At 64.9% G+C, this 15864-nt stretch carries 16 protein-coding genes; 10 read left to right on the top strand and 6 right to left on the bottom strand.

Annotated elements, in window-relative coordinates:
• A partial coding sequence (locus tag ACGLHR_RS45910; protein WP_400102448.1) for a hypothetical protein occupies positions 1–194 on the top strand: 194 nt, incomplete at its 5' end.
• A 240-nt stretch (positions 195–434) separates the two neighbouring features.
• On the opposite strand, the gene ACGLHR_RS45905 is transcribed toward ACGLHR_RS45910, so the two are convergent.
• Entirely contained in the window at positions 435–1340 is a 906-nt protein-coding gene (locus tag ACGLHR_RS45905) for a LysR family transcriptional regulator (protein WP_400102451.1), read from the bottom strand.
• Between the two features lie 149 nt (positions 1341–1489).
• Between ACGLHR_RS45905 and ACGLHR_RS45900 the strand changes: the two genes are divergently transcribed.
• The 7 genes from ACGLHR_RS45900 to ACGLHR_RS45870 all read left to right on the top strand — a co-directional run bounded on the left by ACGLHR_RS45900 (position 1490) and on the right by ACGLHR_RS45870 (position 7949).
• The gene (locus tag ACGLHR_RS45900) at positions 1490–2155 is read left to right on the top strand and encodes an RraA family protein (protein ID WP_400102447.1); all 666 of its coding nucleotides are present in this window, start codon (positions 1490–1492) and stop codon (positions 2153–2155) included.
• Between the two features lie 105 nt (positions 2156–2260).
• The gene (locus ACGLHR_RS45895; RefSeq protein ID WP_400102450.1) at positions 2261–3451 is read left to right on the top strand and encodes an aminotransferase class I/II-fold pyridoxal phosphate-dependent enzyme; all 1191 of its coding nucleotides are present in this window, start codon (positions 2261–2263) and stop codon (positions 3449–3451) included.
• On the top strand, positions 3444–4262 hold the full coding sequence (locus ACGLHR_RS45890; RefSeq protein WP_400102446.1) for an ABC transporter substrate-binding protein: 819 nt from the start codon (positions 3444–3446) through the stop codon (positions 4260–4262). The genes ACGLHR_RS45895 and ACGLHR_RS45890 overlap by 8 nt, the downstream gene beginning before the upstream one ends.
• A gap of 60 nt (positions 4263–4322) precedes the next feature.
• Entirely contained in the window at positions 4323–5021 is a 699-nt protein-coding gene (locus ACGLHR_RS45885; RefSeq protein WP_400102445.1) for an amino acid ABC transporter permease, read from the top strand.
• Between the two features lie 3 nt (positions 5022–5024).
• Positions 5025–5777, top strand: a complete 753-nt coding sequence (locus tag ACGLHR_RS45880; protein WP_400102444.1) for an amino acid ABC transporter permease — start codon at positions 5025–5027, stop codon at positions 5775–5777.
• A 54-nt stretch (positions 5778–5831) separates the two neighbouring features.
• Positions 5832–6560: an amino acid ABC transporter ATP-binding protein gene (locus ACGLHR_RS45875; protein WP_400102449.1), complete on the top strand. Its 729-nt coding sequence runs from the start codon at positions 5832–5834 to the stop codon at positions 6558–6560.
• Between the two features lie 27 nt (positions 6561–6587).
• The gene (locus ACGLHR_RS45870) at positions 6588–7949 is read left to right on the top strand and encodes an aminotransferase class V-fold PLP-dependent enzyme (RefSeq protein WP_400102443.1); all 1362 of its coding nucleotides are present in this window, start codon (positions 6588–6590) and stop codon (positions 7947–7949) included.
• A gap of 44 nt (positions 7950–7993) precedes the next feature.
• On the opposite strand, the gene ACGLHR_RS45865 is transcribed toward ACGLHR_RS45870, so the two are convergent.
• Positions 7994–9415, bottom strand: a complete 1422-nt coding sequence (locus tag ACGLHR_RS45865; protein WP_400102442.1) for a carotenoid oxygenase family protein — start codon at positions 9413–9415, stop codon at positions 7994–7996.
• Positions 9416–9498: 83 nt separating this feature from the next.
• Positions 9499–11007 carry an AMP-binding protein gene (locus ACGLHR_RS45860; protein WP_400102441.1) on the bottom strand — a complete coding sequence of 503 codons (1509 nt, stop codon included), beginning with the start codon at positions 11005–11007 and terminating at the stop codon, positions 9499–9501.
• Positions 11008–11495: 488 nt separating this feature from the next.
• Here ACGLHR_RS45860 and ACGLHR_RS45855 point away from each other — a divergent pair, with 488 nt between their 5' ends.
• Positions 11496–11960 (top strand): serine hydrolase, encoded by a 465-nt coding sequence (locus ACGLHR_RS45855; RefSeq protein WP_400102440.1) that lies wholly within the window; start codon positions 11496–11498, stop codon positions 11958–11960.
• 259 nt (positions 11961–12219) lie between these two features.
• Here the strand turns inward: ACGLHR_RS45855 and ACGLHR_RS45850 are convergent, their stop codons facing one another.
• The 3 genes from ACGLHR_RS45850 to ACGLHR_RS45840 form a co-directional block, all read right to left on the bottom strand.
• Complete coding sequence (locus tag ACGLHR_RS45850) at positions 12220–13425, bottom strand: helix-turn-helix transcriptional regulator (protein WP_400102439.1); 1206 nt, start codon at positions 13423–13425, stop codon at positions 12220–12222.
• Positions 13426–13517: 92 nt separating this feature from the next.
• Positions 13518–14006 carry a phasin family protein gene (locus ACGLHR_RS45845; protein WP_400102438.1) on the bottom strand — a complete coding sequence of 163 codons (489 nt, stop codon included), beginning with the start codon at positions 14004–14006 and terminating at the stop codon, positions 13518–13520.
• A 382-nt stretch (positions 14007–14388) separates the two neighbouring features.
• Positions 14389–14724, bottom strand: coding sequence for a DUF883 family protein (locus ACGLHR_RS45840; RefSeq protein WP_318237926.1), 336 nt, complete (start codon positions 14722–14724; stop codon positions 14389–14391).
• A gap of 402 nt (positions 14725–15126) precedes the next feature.
• Here ACGLHR_RS45840 and ACGLHR_RS45835 point away from each other — a divergent pair, with 402 nt between their 5' ends.
• The gene (locus ACGLHR_RS45835) at positions 15127–15693 is read left to right on the top strand and encodes an acyloxyacyl hydrolase (RefSeq protein WP_400102437.1); all 567 of its coding nucleotides are present in this window, start codon (positions 15127–15129) and stop codon (positions 15691–15693) included.
• Positions 15694–15864: the final 171 nt, after the last annotated feature.

Raw genomic sequence — 15864 nt, 5'->3', positions numbered from 1 at the left:
AAGGATCGCTTTCTTTTGGTTACTTTTCTTTACGAGTAAAGAAAAGTGACATCTCACACGTTCTAAAACGGCAACACTGTACAGCCGCGCCAGCAGCTAGAAGCGCTAAAACACCGCCCACTCACGCCATTCTGCATCAGCAGCTAGAAGCGCTAAAACACCGCCCACTCACGCCATTCTGCATCAGCAGCTAGAAGCGCTAAACCGTCGCCCACTCACGCCATTCTGCATCAGCAGCTAGAAGCGCTAAACCGTCGCCCACTCACGCTATTCTGCATCAGCAGCTAGAAGCGCTAAAACACCGCCCACTCACGCCATTCTGCATCAGCAGCTAGAAGCATCAAAACCCCACCCACAAGAGACACCCCCGCCTCAGCGGGCTACAAGCAATACACATCGCAAACATGCATACACTCCCGCTCGCTAGCCCCTAGTTACAGGTTCTGCGTCTGGAACATCTTTGTGTAGTCGCAGCATTCCTGTGCCAGCATGACGATCGATGAGATCAGCGTGCTGTGCACATCGCTCTTGTACATCGCCGCATAGGTGGCATCGGGCAGGGCGGGTGTGGAGCGGATGATTTCCAGCATGCCCGATTTCAGCATCGGCTCCAGGCACTGCCTGGGCAGGTAGCTGACTCCCAGCCCCGACACCGTGAGCCCGATCAGCGCCACCAGGCTGTTGCTGATGATGGTGTTGGTGGGCTGTATTCCCAGCGACTGGAACCAGCGGTTGTAGGCCAGCCCGGTTCCTGATTTGTCGCCCTGGGTCAGCAGCCGGTGGTTGGCCAGTTCATGGATGCGCATGACCTTGGTGGCGCTCACGGTGCCCGGCTTGCACATCCACGCGTTCTCCACCTTGCCCAGCTGCTTGCGCGACAGGCGCGCGTCCTCGAACACGTCCGGCGCGATGATCAGGTCGACCTGATCGGATAGCAGCTTGTCGCGCAGGTGGACGCTCATGTCCACGTCCGGCTCGATGATCACTTTTGGGTAGTGCCGCTGGATCAGGTCTACGAGCCTGGGCAGCCACGTCATCGCCGTCAGCTCCGTCACTCCGATGCGTACGCGCCGCTCGAACACCTCGGGCCGGCTGAACTGCTCGGCCGCCGCATCGCGCTGCGCCAGCAGCTTCTTGGCCAGCACGAACATCTCCTCGCCCTTCTCGGTAAGCCGGGCGCTGCGCTGGCTGCGGTCGAACAGCGCTGTGTCGAACAGCTGCTCCAGCTCTTGCACCCTTTTGGATACGGCCGACTGCGTGGTGTGCAGCTTGCGGGCCGCTTGCGAGAAGCCACCCAGCTGGCCGATCCAGTACACGGCTTCGAGTTGCTTGAACGTCATCATGGTGCATTCCGGTTGGAGCGAGCGGGATTCATATCGATTTTAGCGATCTTGTTCCATAGAAAAATATCGCTTTTTCTTATTCTATCCGGCTTCGATAATTCTCCTCAAGCGCGGCTCCTCCCGGGGCCGCATGGATGGAGAACGGCATGTCCGCATCGAATTTTGTGATCAATCCTGCGCCGGCACTCGCGCCGGCCGCCACGGTGGACGCGTTCCGCCAGGTTGTAACGCCGCATATCAGCGACAACCTGGACCGGCTCTCCGGCATCGTCGGGCTGCAACGCTTTCACCGCAGCCGCAAGCTGGTTGGCACGGCCTTCACGGTCAAGGCCCGTCCGGGTGACAACCTGCTGGTCTACAAGGCGCTGATGCTGATGTCGCCGGGCCACGTGCTGGTGGTGGACGGCGCCGGCAACGCCGACAACGCGCTGGTCGGCGAACTGATCATGCTGTACGCCGAGCAGCGCGGCTGCGCCGGCTTCGTGCTGGATGGCGCGATCCGCGACACGGCCGCATTCGGCGCCGCGGATTTTCCGTGCTATGCCCGCGCCGTCACGCATCGCGGCCCCTACAAGCAAGGCCCCGGGGCGCTGAACGTGCCGGTCACCGTGGGCGGGCAGGTGGTCCAGCCGGGCGACCTGATCGTCGGCGATGAAGACGGCGTGGTGTCGTTTCCCGTGGCCGATGCCGAGCGCCTGCTCGCCGCCGTGGGCAGGACGGCAGCCGCCGAGGAGGCCATCAAGGCCGAGATCGCCAGCGGCAAGCTGGAACAGAAGTGGCTGGACAAGGTGCTCACGCCGTTTGGCTTGTAAGCCCTCTCATTGAACGAATAGTGAATCCCCCGCATTGAAGCCCCGGAGCCTGCGTTGACCAAGTTGCTTGCCCGCCGTCTAGATTCCGTGAAGCCCTCGCCAAGCATGGCCGCCAAGGCGCGCGTCGATGCCCTGCGCGCTGCCGGCCGCGAGATCATTGACTTCACCCTCGGCGAACCTGATTTTCCTACGCCGCCGCACATCATCCGCGCCGGCATCGACGCGCTGACCAGCGGCCACACCCGCTACACCGGTTCCGCCGGCACGCCGGCCTTGCGCCAGGCCATCGCCGCAAAGCTGCTGCGCGAGAACCAGCTGGCCTACCAGCCCGGCGAGATCGTCGTCGGCGGCGGGGCCAAGCACATCATCTTTACCGCCTTCGCCGCCACCCTCAACGAGGGTGACGAGGTGATCGTGCCCGCGCCGTTCTGGGTTTCCTATCCGGACATGGTGGCCATCAACGGCGGCACGGCGGTGATCGCACCTTGCGATGCGGCCAATGGCTTCAAGCTCACGGCTGCCGCGCTTGAGGGGGCCATCACGCCCCGCACCCGGTGGCTGGTGCTGAACACCCCCAACAACCCGACCGGCGCGGTGTATTCCCGCGACGAACTGGCGGCGCTGTGCGCGGTGCTGCGGATGCATCCGCACGTGTGGATCATGACGGACGAGATCTACGAGCATTTCGTCTATGGCGAGGCCAGGCACCTGTCGCCGCTGAACGTGGCCGCCGACCTGATGCCCCGCACCCTGGTGGTCAACGGCCTGTCCAAGGCCTATGCCTTCACCGGCTGGCGCGTTGGCTACGGCGCCGGGCCGTCGCACCTGATCCAGGCCATCAACCTGTTGCTGTCGCAGAGCACGACCTGCGCCAGCGCCATCAGCCAGGCTGCCGCCGTGATCGCGCTGGATGGGCCGCAGCAATGCGTACGCGAGGCCGCGGCGCTGTTCCAGGCCCGGCGCGATCGCATGGTCGCGTTGCTCAACAGCATCGACGGCATCCAGTGCCGCACGCCCGACGGTGCGTTCTACGTGTTCCCCAGCGTGGCGGGCCTGATCGGGCGGACCGCCCCGGACGGCACCGTGCTAGCCTCCGACGTCGATGTGATGATGTACTTCCTGGAGCAGGCTGGCGTGGCGACCATCGACGGCACTTCCTACGGTTTCTCGCCCTATCTGCGCCTGTCCTTTGCCACCTCGATGGCGCAGATCGAAGCGGGCTGCGCCGCGCTTGCGGCAGCGGTCGAACGTTGCAACCCATCCCCCACCCACCACCAGGAGCACCCCCATGCGTAAGACTCTCATCACGGCGAGCGCCGCCGCCTGCCTGTCGCTGATGGCGACCGGCGCAGTCGCGGATCAACTGGCCGATATCAAGCACCACGGCGTGCTGGTGTGCGGCACGCTGGGGACGGCGGAGCCGTTCAGCTTTCCCAATCCGCAAACGCGCGATATCCAGGGCTATGACGTCGACTTCTGCAGTGCCATCGCGAAGAGCCTGGGCGTGAAGCTGGAGCTCAAGCTGATCTCGGTGGCCGCGCGCATTCCCGAACTGCAGCAAGGGCGGGTCGACGTGCTGGTGGCCAACCTGGGCTGGACGCCCGAGCGCGCCGGCCAGATCGCCTACAGCGACAGCTACTACGCCAGCCTGCAGAAAGTCGGCGCCAAGCGCTCGCAAGGACTCAAGACCGTGGCGGACCTGGCCGGCAAGCGCGTCAGCGCGCCCAAGGGCTCCACCTCGGAGATGGCTTTGCGCAAGGTGCTGCCAACCGCCAGCACGGTAACGTTCCAGGATGCGCCGGCAGCCTTCCTGGCCATGCAGCAGGGCAAGGTGGAAGGGTTTGCCATCTCCGAGATCATGCTGGTGAAGTTCAAGCAGCAGGTGGAATCGAGCACGCCGATCGACATCCTCGAGCCACCGCTGATGACCGAAGCCTGGGGCGTGGGCATGCGCAAGGACGAACCGGCGATGATCAAGCAGGTCAACAGCGTCCTGCAGTCGATGGAGAAGTCCGGCGAGGCGGCGAAGATCTTCGACAAGTGGCTCGGCACCGGCACGCAGTACAACATGCATCGTGGCTTCAAGATCGAGCCGATCAAGGGCTGAGCCGATTCCCCTCGCGCGGCGGGCTCTGTAGCGCCGCCTGCCCAACCGGATCCCATACTCATGAGCATCAAGCTAGATCTGTCGGTCCTGCTGCACGGCGAGTATCCACGCTGGATACTCAAGGGCGTCGCCACCATGTTCGAGTTGACCGCCCTGGCGTGGCTGCTGGCCGTGGCGGTGGGCACCCTCCTTGCCGTCATCCGGATGAGCAACAGCCGGCTGGGCCAGGCGGCGGTGGCGTCGTACGTCGAATACCACCAGAACGTGCCGATGCTGGTGCAGATCTTCCTCTGGTACTTCGGCATTCCGGCGCTGCTGCCCGACGGCCTGCAGCACTGGGTCAACGGCCACAACAGCGAGTTCCTGTTCGCCTTCATCGCGGTCGGCCTGTGCATGGCGGCCTATATGTCGGAAGACCTGCGCGGTGGCATCCGGTCGATTCCGAAGTCACAGCTGGAAGCCTCGCGCGCGCTGGGCTTGAGCTACCTGCAGGCGTCGCGGCTGGTGGTGCTGCCGCAGGCCGCGCGCATCGCGCTGCCCACGCTGATCAGCCACACCGTGCTGCTGTTCAAGAACTCCAGCCTCGCCATGACGGTTGGCGTTGCCGAGCTGACCTACGTCACGCGGGAGATCGAGAGCGAGTCGTTCCGCACCGTCGAGGTCTACCTGTTCGCCACCCTGGTGTACCTGGCCGTGTCGCTGCTGATCATGGGCGGCGGCAGCGTGCTCGAACACCGCTACCGCATCAAGGCGAGGTAAGCCATGGCAGATCTCATTTCCATTCTCCGCGACAACTGGACGCTGTTGCTCATCGGGCAGTATCCGAACGGCCCGCTCGGCGGGCTGGCCATCACCTTCATCTTGTCGGTGCTCGGCATCGTGCTGGCATTCCCGCTCAGCGTGGGCCTTGCGCTGGCGCGTATCAGCCCGTTCGGGTGGCTGCGCTGGCCGGCAACGGTGGTGGTGTACGTAGTGCGCGGCGTGCCGCTGATCATGTTTATCTTCTGGGTGTACTTCTTCGTGCCGCTCGTGATCGGCCATACGGTCAGCGGCTTCACCACCATGCTGGTCACCCTGGTGATCTACCAGGCGGCCTATCTGGCGGAAATCGTGCGCGCCGGCATCGAGGGCCTGCCCAAGGGCCAGTCCGAGGCGGCGCGGGCCGTGGGCCTGAGCTATATGCAGACCATGCGCCTTGTGATCCTGCCGCAGGCGCTCTACAACATGGTGCCGGCGATGATCAGCCAGTTCGTCTCCACCATCAAGGAGACCTCGCTGGGCTATGTGATCAGCGTCAACGAACTGACCTTCGCAGCCAACCAGATCAACAGCACGCTGCTGACCAAGCCCTTCCAGGTGTTCGTGATCCTGGCCGCCATCTACTTCGTGCTGTGCTTCACGTTGACGCAACTGGCGCGCTTCCTGGAGCGGCGCATTGCGCAGACCCGTGCCGGCACGCGCCCGGCCGCTACCCGGCAGCCGCCTGCGCCGGCGGTGGTGCGGGCAGCCGACTGATTCCAGCCTTCGAGAGAGTTACCCATGACGACATCCGCACCCAGCAATCACCCGATGATCTCGTTCAGGAAGGTCAACAAGTGGTATGGCGAGTACCACGCGCTCAACGACGTCACGGCCGAAGTCGCCAAGGGCGAGGTCCTTGTGGTCTGCGGCCCCTCCGGCTCCGGTAAATCGACCCTGATCCGCACCGTCAACCGGCTCGAGGAGATCCAGCAGGGCCGGATCGAGTTCGACGCACAGGACGTGCATTCGCCGGCGCTGGACTTGAACAAGTTCCGCAGCCACGTGGGTTTCGTGTTCCAGAGCTTCAACCTGTTCCCGCATCTGTCGGTGGCGCAGAACATCATGCTGGCCCCGGTCAACGTGTTGAAGAAGCGGCGCGCCGACGCCCGTGCGCACGCCGTGGCGCTGCTGGAACGGGTTGGCCTGGCGGCCAAGGCCGATGCCTTTCCCGGGCAGCTTTCCGGCGGCCAGCAGCAACGCGTGGCGATTGCGCGCGCGCTGGCGATGGATCCGCCCGCCATGCTGTTCGACGAGCCGACCAGCGCGCTCGACCCGGAAATGGTGGGCGAAGTGCTGCAGGTGATGAAGAGCCTGGCGCGCGATGGCATGACCATGATGTGCGTGACCCACGAGATGAACTTCGCCCGCGAGGTGGCGGACAAGGTGTGGTTCATGGACCAGGGCCGGCTGGTGGAAACCGGCACGCCCGAAGCGTTTTTCTCGAATCCGCAGAGCGAGCGCGCCCGCAAGTTCCTGTCCGACCTGAGAGCGCACTGAGCTGCGCGCCCAACCATGACTCTTTCGATGCATCACGATCAAGGCGTGCTTTTCCCGGACAGCCTGATGGCCGAGGTCAAGCACCGGTTCCACGGCGTCAACCACGATTTCAACGGCCGCGAGCGGCTGTATTTCGACAACGCGGGCGGCTCGTACCGCCTGAAGGCGGCGGTGGAGCGGCTCGCCAGGATCGACGCGATACCCGACAACGCCGAGCGCATTCACGAGGTGGCGGCGTACCTGAAGCAGGTGCAGGCCGCCGGTACGGCGGATGTTCGCACCATCCTCAACGCGCAGGGCGGCAGCGTCTACGCCGCGCTGACCGCCTCGGGCGCCATGTTCGACATGGTGCGGGCGGTGGCGGAAAACGTGCCGGGTTCCAATATGGTGACGACGGCACTCGAGCATCCTTCGTCCTTCGATGCCACTGCGCTGTATGCGCAGCGGCTCGGCAGGGAGCTGCGGGTTGCCAGGAGCAACCCGGCCACAGGCGGGGTGGATGTCGACAAAATCGTGCGCCTGGTCGACCAGGACACCGTGCTGCTGAACGTGATCTACGCCTCGAACATCTCCGGCGCCAAGCTGGACGTGGACGAAATCGTGCGGCAGGCACGGCTGGTCAAGCCCGACCTCTACATCATCGTGGACGCGGTACAGCACGCGCCGCACGGCCTGATCGACCTGCAGAAGACGCCGGTCGACGGGATCAATATCGCGCCGTACAAGTTCTTTGGCTGCCGGGGCTCCGGCATTGCCTGGCTATCGGATCGCGCCTCGCTGCTGCCGCACCACAAGCTGAACGGCAAGACGCCCGAGTTCTGGGACCTGGGCAGTTCCGCGCCCTGGCAATTCGCCGTGGTCTCTGAAATCGTCGATTACGTCTGCTGGCTCGGCGGCCTGTCGGGCCCGGCTGCGGATGGCCAGGGCGCTGCCCGCCGGGCACTGTTCGAACGCGGCATGGAGGCGATCGCCCTGCATGAACGCGCCTTGCTGTCGCGCTTGCTGGGTGGGAGCGCAGCCGTGCCGGGCCTGCGCAACATGCCCCACGTCAAGGTATTCCTCGATGCCGGGGGCCTGGCCAGCCGTGACCTGATCCTGGCCATCGGCTTCGATCACCTGGGCCACACGCAAGCCGTGCGGGAATACGAGAAGCGCGGGGTGATCGTGTACGAGCGGGTGGCGTCCAGCCTCTACTCGAAGCGGATGCTGGATTCATTCGGCCTGGACGGCGCGGTGCGGGTGTCGCCGCTGCACTGCAATTCGGCGGGAGACATCGACCAGTTCCTGCGAGTCACGCAGGAACTGGCAGAAACCTGGAACAGGCGCGCCGCGCAAGCCGATGAGGATGACTTCCGTTCCCAATGTGATGGCCCGCAGCCTTCTGCGTGATCGCAGCCAGGACATCATCCGCGCCGGCGGCATGGCATCATGCCTCAGCCGGCGGGGCGCCAGTTGCCATGAAAGCCGGCGGGCACGCGATGCGACAGGTGCACCAGCGCCACCGGCCCTGCCGCCAGCGCCTGCGCGTTGAAGATCGCCATATCGCTGCGGTTCTCCGCGGCGCGCCAGATCACGGACAGCAGCCAGCCATCGCCCTCGTCGGCATCGGCCCGGCGCGGGACAAACACGGGCTCGCCGCACTTGTCACCGGCCGGCGGCTGGTATTGCGCGACCTGCCCGGTGGCCAGGTCGATATGCGCCAGGCCGCTGCGCAGGCTGTCGCCCTTGGTGGAGGCGGAGATGTCCCCGCTGCAGTAATAGCCGTGCCGGTAGGGCAGCATGGCAAAGCGCTCGTCCAGCCGGGGAAACTCGCCCGGCGTATCGCACAGCGGCTGCTCGCGATATGAGCCGGATTTTCCGGCCAGGTCGAAGGTCCAGCGGACCAGGCTGGCCACGGGCGCGCCGTTGGAGAGCTGGCGTCCGTCCGGCCCGGGGAAGAGCGGTGGCACATCGTATTTCATCATGTCGCAGACGATGCTGCCGTCCGGCGCGTCGAAGGCGTTCATCGGATGGAAGACGTAGCACGGATCGCCTGTGAACCAGCGCACATCCGCCGCCGTGCCGTCGCGCGGCAGGATGCCGATGTGCGTGCCCTTGTCCGGCTCCCACGCATAAGGCGGCCGGCCGCTGGTGGCGCGCTCCATCGACCCGGTCAGCGGGAAGATTGGAAACAAGATGTGGGTGCGCGTCACCACGAAGTCATGAACCATGCTCGGGAAGGGCGCGACAATATGCACGGAGCGCTGCAGCTTGCCCGCGCTGTCGGCCACGTGCAGCATCAGGTCCGGCGTGAACGGGCCGCGGGCCGCATAGCCGAAGAACACCATCTCGCCATTGACCGGATCGATCTTGGGATGCGCGGTCATGGGCCCGGACAGCTTCTCGTCGAAGGTCTGGTAGCCGCGCGGCGCCAGCGACACCGGATCCACCTCAAACGGCGCATGCACCTCTTCCAGCGCCAACAGGCGCCCGCCATGCCAGACCACATTGGTGTTGGCCACGGTGGAGTTCAGCTCAAGCAGCTTCGGGTCCGTCAGGTGCCGGCTTGCCAGCGAGCCCGACATGCCTTCCCCGTTCTCGTTCTCCATGACCCATTTCGGCGTGCGGATCCAGCGGTTGCGGTAGGACACGCGGCCGCCGTCGAAATGAAATGCGTGCAACATGCCATCGCCCGAGAACCAATGGTATTTGCCGCGCGGCGCGAACTGTGGATTCGGGCCGTTGCGGTAATACGTGCCGCGCAACCCAGCCGGCACTTCACCCGTCACGGGCAGGTTGGGCGCGTCGCACTCGGCGTGCAGCGGCGCGAAGTAGCCGGACAAATAGGGCTCGTTGGTGGGGAAGGCGATGGCCATGGATGCTGTCTCCGATCTGTTGGTCTTACCTGCTTGTTATGGTCATGATGCGGGTGGGAACGGCTTAAGTCAGATGGCAGATGTCAGATGGCGCGCGCCTGGTTCTGCCAGTGCGGCTCGCGCAGCCTGCGTTTGAAGATCTTGCCGGTGTCTTCACGCGGCAGCAACGCGTGGATCTCGACGATGCGCGGCACCTTGTAGTTGGCGATCCGCTCGCGCAGGAACGCTTGCACCTGCGCGCCCTCGATGCTGTGGCCCGGGCTGAGCTGGACCGCGGCGGCCAGGCCTTCGCCGAACTCGGCATCGGGAATGCCGAAGACCGCGCAGTCCGCGATGCCCGGCATGGTCTGCAGGACCGACTCGATCTCCGCCGGATAAATGTTCACCCCGCCCGAGATGACCATATCGGCCTTGCGGTCGCAGATGTGCAGGAACCCGTCTTCATCCAGGTAGCCCATGTCGCCCAGCGTGATCAGCCCGTCGCGCTCCACGGCCGCGCGGGCTTCGGGCCGGTTGATGTAGGTGAAGTCGGGCAGGGCGCGCTGGCGCACATAGATCAGGCCGATCTCCCGCGCCGGCAACGCATTGCCGTCCTCGTCCAGGATGCGGACCTGCGCATCGGGCAGCGGGCTGCCCGCCGAGCCTGGATGGCGCAGCCAGCTCGCGGCATCGGCGAAGGTGGTGTAGCCCGCTTCGCTCGAGCCATAGGCCTCGGTGATGATGGGCCCGAACCAGTCGATCATGGCCTGCTTGAGGGGAACGGAGCAGGGCGAGCCGGTCGACGCAACCTGGCGCAGCGCGGACAGGTCATGCCCTGCGCGCGCTTCGGGCGGCAATGCCAGCAGGCGCTGGTACATGGTCGGCACCAGGTAGGCGTGCGTGACCTTGTGGCGCGCGAGCAGTTCCAGCGTGCGCTGCGCGTCGAAGCGCGGCTCCAGCACCAGCGTTGCGCCCAGGTTGCAGAAGTGCGAGAGGTAGGCCATGGCCGCGCTGTGGTAGATCGGCGCGGACAGGTAGGCGGTGACGTCCGTGCCGGTGCCGTAGACGATGTCGGTGACCCGCTGCAGCCGCCGCTCCATGGCAGCGCGCTCTTCGGGCGCGCCGGGAATGCGGCGCACGCCCTTGGGCTTGCCGGTGGTGCCGGAGGTATAGGCAATCGCGCCATGCGAGCTGCCGGTGCGCGGCGGCATGGCCGGCAGGCCCGCCCCGAAATCCGCCCAATGGTGCGCCTGCGGGCTGGATGCCGGCGCGCAGGCGCGCGAGACCAGGATGACGCCGACGCCTTCGGGGATGCCCTCGCGCACCTGGTCGAGCAAGTCCGCGTCGACAACCACCGCGCGGGCGCCGCTGTCGGTCAGGATATGGTTGGCTTCGAGCGCCTTGAAGTGCCAGTTGATCGATGCCAGGTAAATCCCGGCCTGCCGGCAGGCCAGCACAAGGGCCACGTACTCCGGGCTGTTGCGCAGCATGGCGGCGATGGTGTCGCCCTCCTTGCAGTGCAGATCGTGCAGCCCAGCGAGAATGCGCTGGATCTCCCCCTTCATCCAGTCGGCCGAATACGCTCGCCCGTCAAACCATAGTGCCGGAACCATCGTGTCTCCTGTCGTTGGTCTTCGCGCCTGCCATGCGGCACGATCGATCTTGCTTTAACTATGCAGTGATTAGTTGTGGACTCTAACAGGCGAATCGTGGCGGTGCAAGGAGGTTTACGCGAGGGGAGGCGCGGCGGGAGCGCCTCCATCCGTGTTGGCTAGTGTCTCCTGAGCTGGATGCGCTTCTTGGCGCGTCAGCCGGGTGTTTTGGTATGGGTGATACGGTACTGCGAAGGGGGGATTGGGATAACCACCCGCGTTAGGTGGCTTGGGGGAGTTAGAGGAGAGCTTTGAGGGGAGTGGTGCTTTTGTCGGCGGCGTTGGCTTTTGGACCCAAAAGCCGTACGACATCCCCCTGCGGGGGCTGCCGGTCACTCTTCTTTGCGTCGGCAAAGAAGACTAACTCGGGGAGCGGGCGCAGTGGTTGTTCGAGGAATTCGTTTAACGCTTGACGTTAAACGAGTCGCGTTATCTGTTGCGTCGGCAATGTGGCCAACCCGCATGAAGCGGCGCAGCGGCTCGACGTGCATCGCCCACCGGCGGCGAGCGCCTCCTATTCGCTGCAAACCACGGCCGGCGACTACGGTGCTTTTGTTGCCGCCGTGCTTCGGGGCGACGGGCTCAGCGCATCGACCTGGGAGCAATGGCTGACGGCAAGCGTCATGGTGCCAAAGGGAGAAATTGTCTACCTGGATGGCACGCCATCGGCCACGGAGCCGGACATAGGCTGGGGGCTGGGGTGGGGCGTCGAACCCAGCCGGGGCACGTTCTTCCAGTGGGGCAAGATGCAGGGCGTGAGGGCATTCGTGATGGGCAGCCCCGAGCATCAGTCGGGCGTCGTGCTGCTCACCAACAGCAACACCGGCCTGCGGTTGATGGAGGATGCCACCCGCGAGACGCTACCCGGAGAACATCCGGCGATTCGCTGGCTGGCGCACGGGGTCAGCGAGTAGACGCAGACCGAGGCGCGTCACACTTGCGCCGGCGCGAGGGAAGCTTTCATCTCGCGATGTCCGCCGCGGCCGGCGCGGGCTTGCATGGCGTGTCCGAGGTCAAGCACGACAGTACAGTATCTCCGCGGATGCCACGCGCCTGGGCGATTCGATCGCGAAGCAGGTGGTGGCGGCGAACGCGGCAAATGCGGCAAACGGGTGGATGCCGGCGGTGCGGGTGGATTGACGGGAGCGTGCGAGGAGGTATCTTGCGCGCACCCTATCTGAAGCTGCCTGCGGGCCAGGAAGCCTGCCGGCCCGGCCTTGCCTGTTCGTGCCGGAGCAGCGGAGCATAGCCGTGCAATTCCTGCGGCGCGATATCGTAGGCGCGGCGAAATGCCCGTGTAAAGCTCGATGCATTGTTGAAACCGAGCCCTGAGGCGATGTCCTGCACCGCGATATGGGGAAAGCGGACCAGTTCATCGGCCGCCGCCCGCAGCCTGCGGCTGCGGATATACGCGGCCAGGCCACCTTCATGCGCGAACAGACGGTACACGCTGGCGCGCGACAGGCGCAGCGATTGCAATACGCTGTCAGGGGTCAGGTCGGGGTCGTGCAGATTGGCCTCGACATGGCGCCGCACCTGTCCGTACACAGCGGCCCGCACCGCCGCGCGGGCGCTGCCGGAAAGCCCTGCTTGCCGGCTGAACACCGCGGCCAGCAGTTCGATCGCGGTGCGAAAGGACCGATCTGCTTCGTCTTTGCTCAGGCCGACGATTTGTCGATTCAGTGCCACCAGATGCGAGATCAGCACGCGCATCAGGGGCGTGGTGGCCTCAACCAGGCGGCCATGCAGCGAGGCGGCATCGGGGAAGGCCATTTCCACCAAGGCGCGCGGCACAAAGAACAGCAGCATGCGGCTATGAAAGCTACGGATGGTGCACGGCTGGTCCATGTCCAGCGCGAGGATGCTTGGCACGGACGGCCGCTGCGGCGCGTCGAGCCCTTGCTTGCCGCCCTGGAAGTGCGCGGGGGCGCCTTCCAGGAACACGCTGAAGGTAATGTCGCGAATGCTCTCTGTCGACACGCGCCCCAACGAGCGCTCAGCCACATTGGGGCTGGTGCGGATGTCGAAGAAGCTCAGGTCGTCGATGGAATAGCGCGACAGCGAGGCATCGAATGTCTCTTCGCCATGCGTCGGGGCAGGCCGGATGTCGTAGACCGGACTCATCCGCTCCTGCCAGGCCAGCAAGCTCTGGCGGGCGTCGCCTTGCACGCTGAAATGGCTGTGCACGATGCCCGGCGCAAGCATCGGCGGCTCTGGCGGCAACCACAATTGGCTTAGCGGCATAGGCGCGGGCAGCAGGTCGTTCGAGAGTGGATGCACATCGATGATTTCCGTCCAGATGAGGCCCGCCCGGTGCAAGGGGATTTCAATATTGAGCGCTAGCTTGCCTGGTGCGCGCCATTGTGCGGACCAAAGCATATCCTGTCCGGGCTGCCGAGGCTAGGGGCGGCTTCGGGCGGCCAAACTCGGAGACTCGGGCTTGGCCAGATCCGGGCGTTCCCGCCGTGTTCTCAGCCGGTATGGATGGTCCTCTTCTGCGTAGCGGCGCCAGTGCCGCTGGCTGACGCGTTCAGCGTGGCCGCCCCCTGGCTGAGCTTTTCGAACATATCCCGCACTGGCGCAGGCAGCGAAGCGGTGCTCCCGGCCTGCTGCAGCGTCGCGGCCTGGCAGCGCTGCCAGGTCTCGCCAGCTTCCCGCAGTTGTTCCACCATGGCGGTCTGGTTGTGGATGGTGAGACTCATCCAGGCTTGCATCCGCTGCGCGTAATGCTCGGCCTGGCTGCGCAGGAAGGTGGCCGGCAGGGTGGAGAGCGTGGAGAAGTCGCCGGCATTGGCCAGTTGCGCGCCCGCCTCGTGCAAGATCTCGATGTCCTTGCGTACCGCATCGAGCTGGAGTTCGAGAAAGCGCTGCCGGCTCTCCTGCATCAGGGTCAGCACGCGCAGGCCCGCCTCGCAATTGGCGGTGAACAATGCGAGTGGGACGTCGGTCTGGTCTGTCATGGTGTATCTCCAAGATGCGCGCGATAACGAGCGTCGATTGGCCACGGTTAAAGAGGGCGGGCACGTCTATGCGGATCGCGCGACGACTGCAAATCACGATGTCGCCCGTCAGATGATTCTAGAAGCGTGCCGCCGGCGCTTGTTGATCCGCGTCAAGCTTGTGCGTTCCATCGCGCGGCAAGGGCGTGCTGGCGGCGAGCCTCAAGCTTGCGGCGCATCAAGCATGTTGCGCATGCTTGGTCCAGACTGGATGCAGCGATCTGCGCGCTCAGCGTGAGCGCGCAGATCGCCAGAAGCCCGAGGTTGAGCCAGCGATGGCAGGCGAGGCTGCGCAGGCGCCATTTCGCGATCGATCCGCCATCAATCGGCCATCAATCGGCCATCAATCGCGGCGCAAGATCGACATGGCAACCAGCACCCCGCATAGGGCGCCAACCGCTGCGGCCGCGCCAAGCGTGCGCCATGGGTGCGCTTGCACATACTCCTCTCCCGCATCGGCCCAATCGCGGACCTGATCGCGGCCTTGCGCTTGCAGCTCCCGCAGGCGCAGCTGCAGCGCCTCCAGCCGCACCTTGAACTGTTCACGGGCTTGGCCGGCTTGCTCGCCGGTCAAGGCGGCGGCGTCACGCAGCAATGCCTGCACATCGGATAGCAGGACGTTGACATCGCGCTGTAGCGTGGCGCGGTGTACGGAAAATGCGGATCTGACGTCGTTCATTGCGCACTCCTGGCTGGTTGAAACGATGAAGGTACGGAGGGATGAAGCTAAGCCACATACAACTATAGATACGGCGCAGCCCCACCGGTTGACCGGCATCAAGCCGCACAACATTGAAACGAAACGCGCAACGCCGGGCGCACGGACACAAGCGCTCTGGCGCGCGCCGCGCCGGCGGGCTTCGCGTGCGCCGCCTGGTGACAGGGCGCCACGCGTGATCCGTGCGCATCGTTCCAAATCTGGGACACTGATATGCGCTGGCGGCACCTATTCGGCCGCTTGTGCAGAAAGCATACTTCCCCTTTTTTCGCGCGAAGCCCAACCCGAAGCGGCGGGCAGCCCGGGACCAGTGCGATGCAACGTGTCACCAGAGCAAGAATTACCCTTCACAAGGCTTTCCTCATGCTTCGATCTGTCTTCTCCTTCGTCCTGATTTCCAGCGCGTTTGCCAGCGCCGCGGCGCTTGCCGCACCCGCCGGCGAGGATGCCTCGTGGTTCGAGCCGGTTCGTCTCGGGGCCGCGCTGGGTGCGGGCGGCGAGGCTTCGATCGCACGCATGGAGGCGCGATGGAACCTGAAGAACGACCTGTGGGCGACGAGTTCGCAGTCAATCCGCGTTCGCCTGGGTCTCGAAGCTTCCGTGGGTGGCTGGAATCCGCATGGCAGCAATAGCAACCTCATGGGCGATGTGGGCTTTACGCCCATCTTCCGGGTCCAGGGGGCGGGCCGCTCGGGGCCCTTCGCCGAGATTGGCGCCGGCGTGCACCTGCTGTCCCGCACGCGCATCTCGGACGCCAAGGTCTTCTCGACGGCGTTCCAGTTTGGCGATCGCATTGCGGCAGGCTACCGGTTTGGCGACGCGATCGACTCGGAGCTGGCGGTGCGTTTCCAGCATTACTCCAATGCCGGCATCAAGGAACCGAACCCCGGTATCAACTTCTACATGCTTCAGTACTCGGCACGCTTCTAAGCGGTATCGGGGCCCGGGCTCAGGCGGGAGCGATGCCGTACCGGCAGCCAATGCGCAGCGGGGTTTTGATGCTTCTAGCTGCTGATGCAGAGTGGCGTGAGTGGGCGGTGTTTTAGCGCTTCTAGCTGCTGGCGCGGCTGTACGGTGTTGCCGTTTTAGAACGTGTGAGAT

Origin of the sequence: Cupriavidus sp. CuC1 (assembly GCF_044627735.1) — a bacterium.
GTDB classification, from domain to species: Bacteria; Pseudomonadota; Gammaproteobacteria; order Burkholderiales; family Burkholderiaceae; genus Cupriavidus; species Cupriavidus ulmosensis.
This window is presented reverse-complemented; position numbering and strand designations above follow the sequence as displayed.

Coding starts and splice junctions, on each gene's coding strand:
- ACGLHR_RS45870 (WP_400102443.1), top strand. CDS start 6,588: ATGCATCACGATCAAGGCGTGCTTTTCCCGGACAGCCTGATGGCCGAG.
- ACGLHR_RS45905 (WP_400102451.1), bottom strand. CDS start 1,340: ATGACGTTCAAGCAACTCGAAGCCGTGTACTGGATCGGCCAGCTGGGT.
- ACGLHR_RS45840 (WP_318237926.1), bottom strand. CDS start 14,724: ATGAACGACGTCAGATCCGCATTTTCCGTACACCGCGCCACGCTACAG.
- ACGLHR_RS45895 (WP_400102450.1), top strand. CDS start 2,261: ATGGCCGCCAAGGCGCGCGTCGATGCCCTGCGCGCTGCCGGCCGCGAG.
- ACGLHR_RS45885 (WP_400102445.1), top strand. CDS start 4,323: ATGAGCATCAAGCTAGATCTGTCGGTCCTGCTGCACGGCGAGTATCCA.
- ACGLHR_RS45835 (WP_400102437.1), top strand. CDS start 15,127: ATGCTTCGATCTGTCTTCTCCTTCGTCCTGATTTCCAGCGCGTTTGCC.
- ACGLHR_RS45875 (WP_400102449.1), top strand. CDS start 5,832: ATGATCTCGTTCAGGAAGGTCAACAAGTGGTATGGCGAGTACCACGCG.
- ACGLHR_RS45880 (WP_400102444.1), top strand. CDS start 5,025: ATGGCAGATCTCATTTCCATTCTCCGCGACAACTGGACGCTGTTGCTC.
- ACGLHR_RS45845 (WP_400102438.1), bottom strand. CDS start 14,006: ATGACAGACCAGACCGACGTCCCACTCGCATTGTTCACCGCCAATTGC.
- ACGLHR_RS45850 (WP_400102439.1), bottom strand. CDS start 13,425: ATGCTTTGGTCCGCACAATGGCGCGCACCAGGCAAGCTAGCGCTCAAT.
- ACGLHR_RS45890 (WP_400102446.1), top strand. CDS start 3,444: ATGCGTAAGACTCTCATCACGGCGAGCGCCGCCGCCTGCCTGTCGCTG.
- ACGLHR_RS45865 (WP_400102442.1), bottom strand. CDS start 9,415: ATGGCCATCGCCTTCCCCACCAACGAGCCCTATTTGTCCGGCTACTTC.
- ACGLHR_RS45860 (WP_400102441.1), bottom strand. CDS start 11,007: ATGGTTCCGGCACTATGGTTTGACGGGCGAGCGTATTCGGCCGACTGG.
- ACGLHR_RS45900 (WP_400102447.1), top strand. CDS start 1,490: ATGTCCGCATCGAATTTTGTGATCAATCCTGCGCCGGCACTCGCGCCG.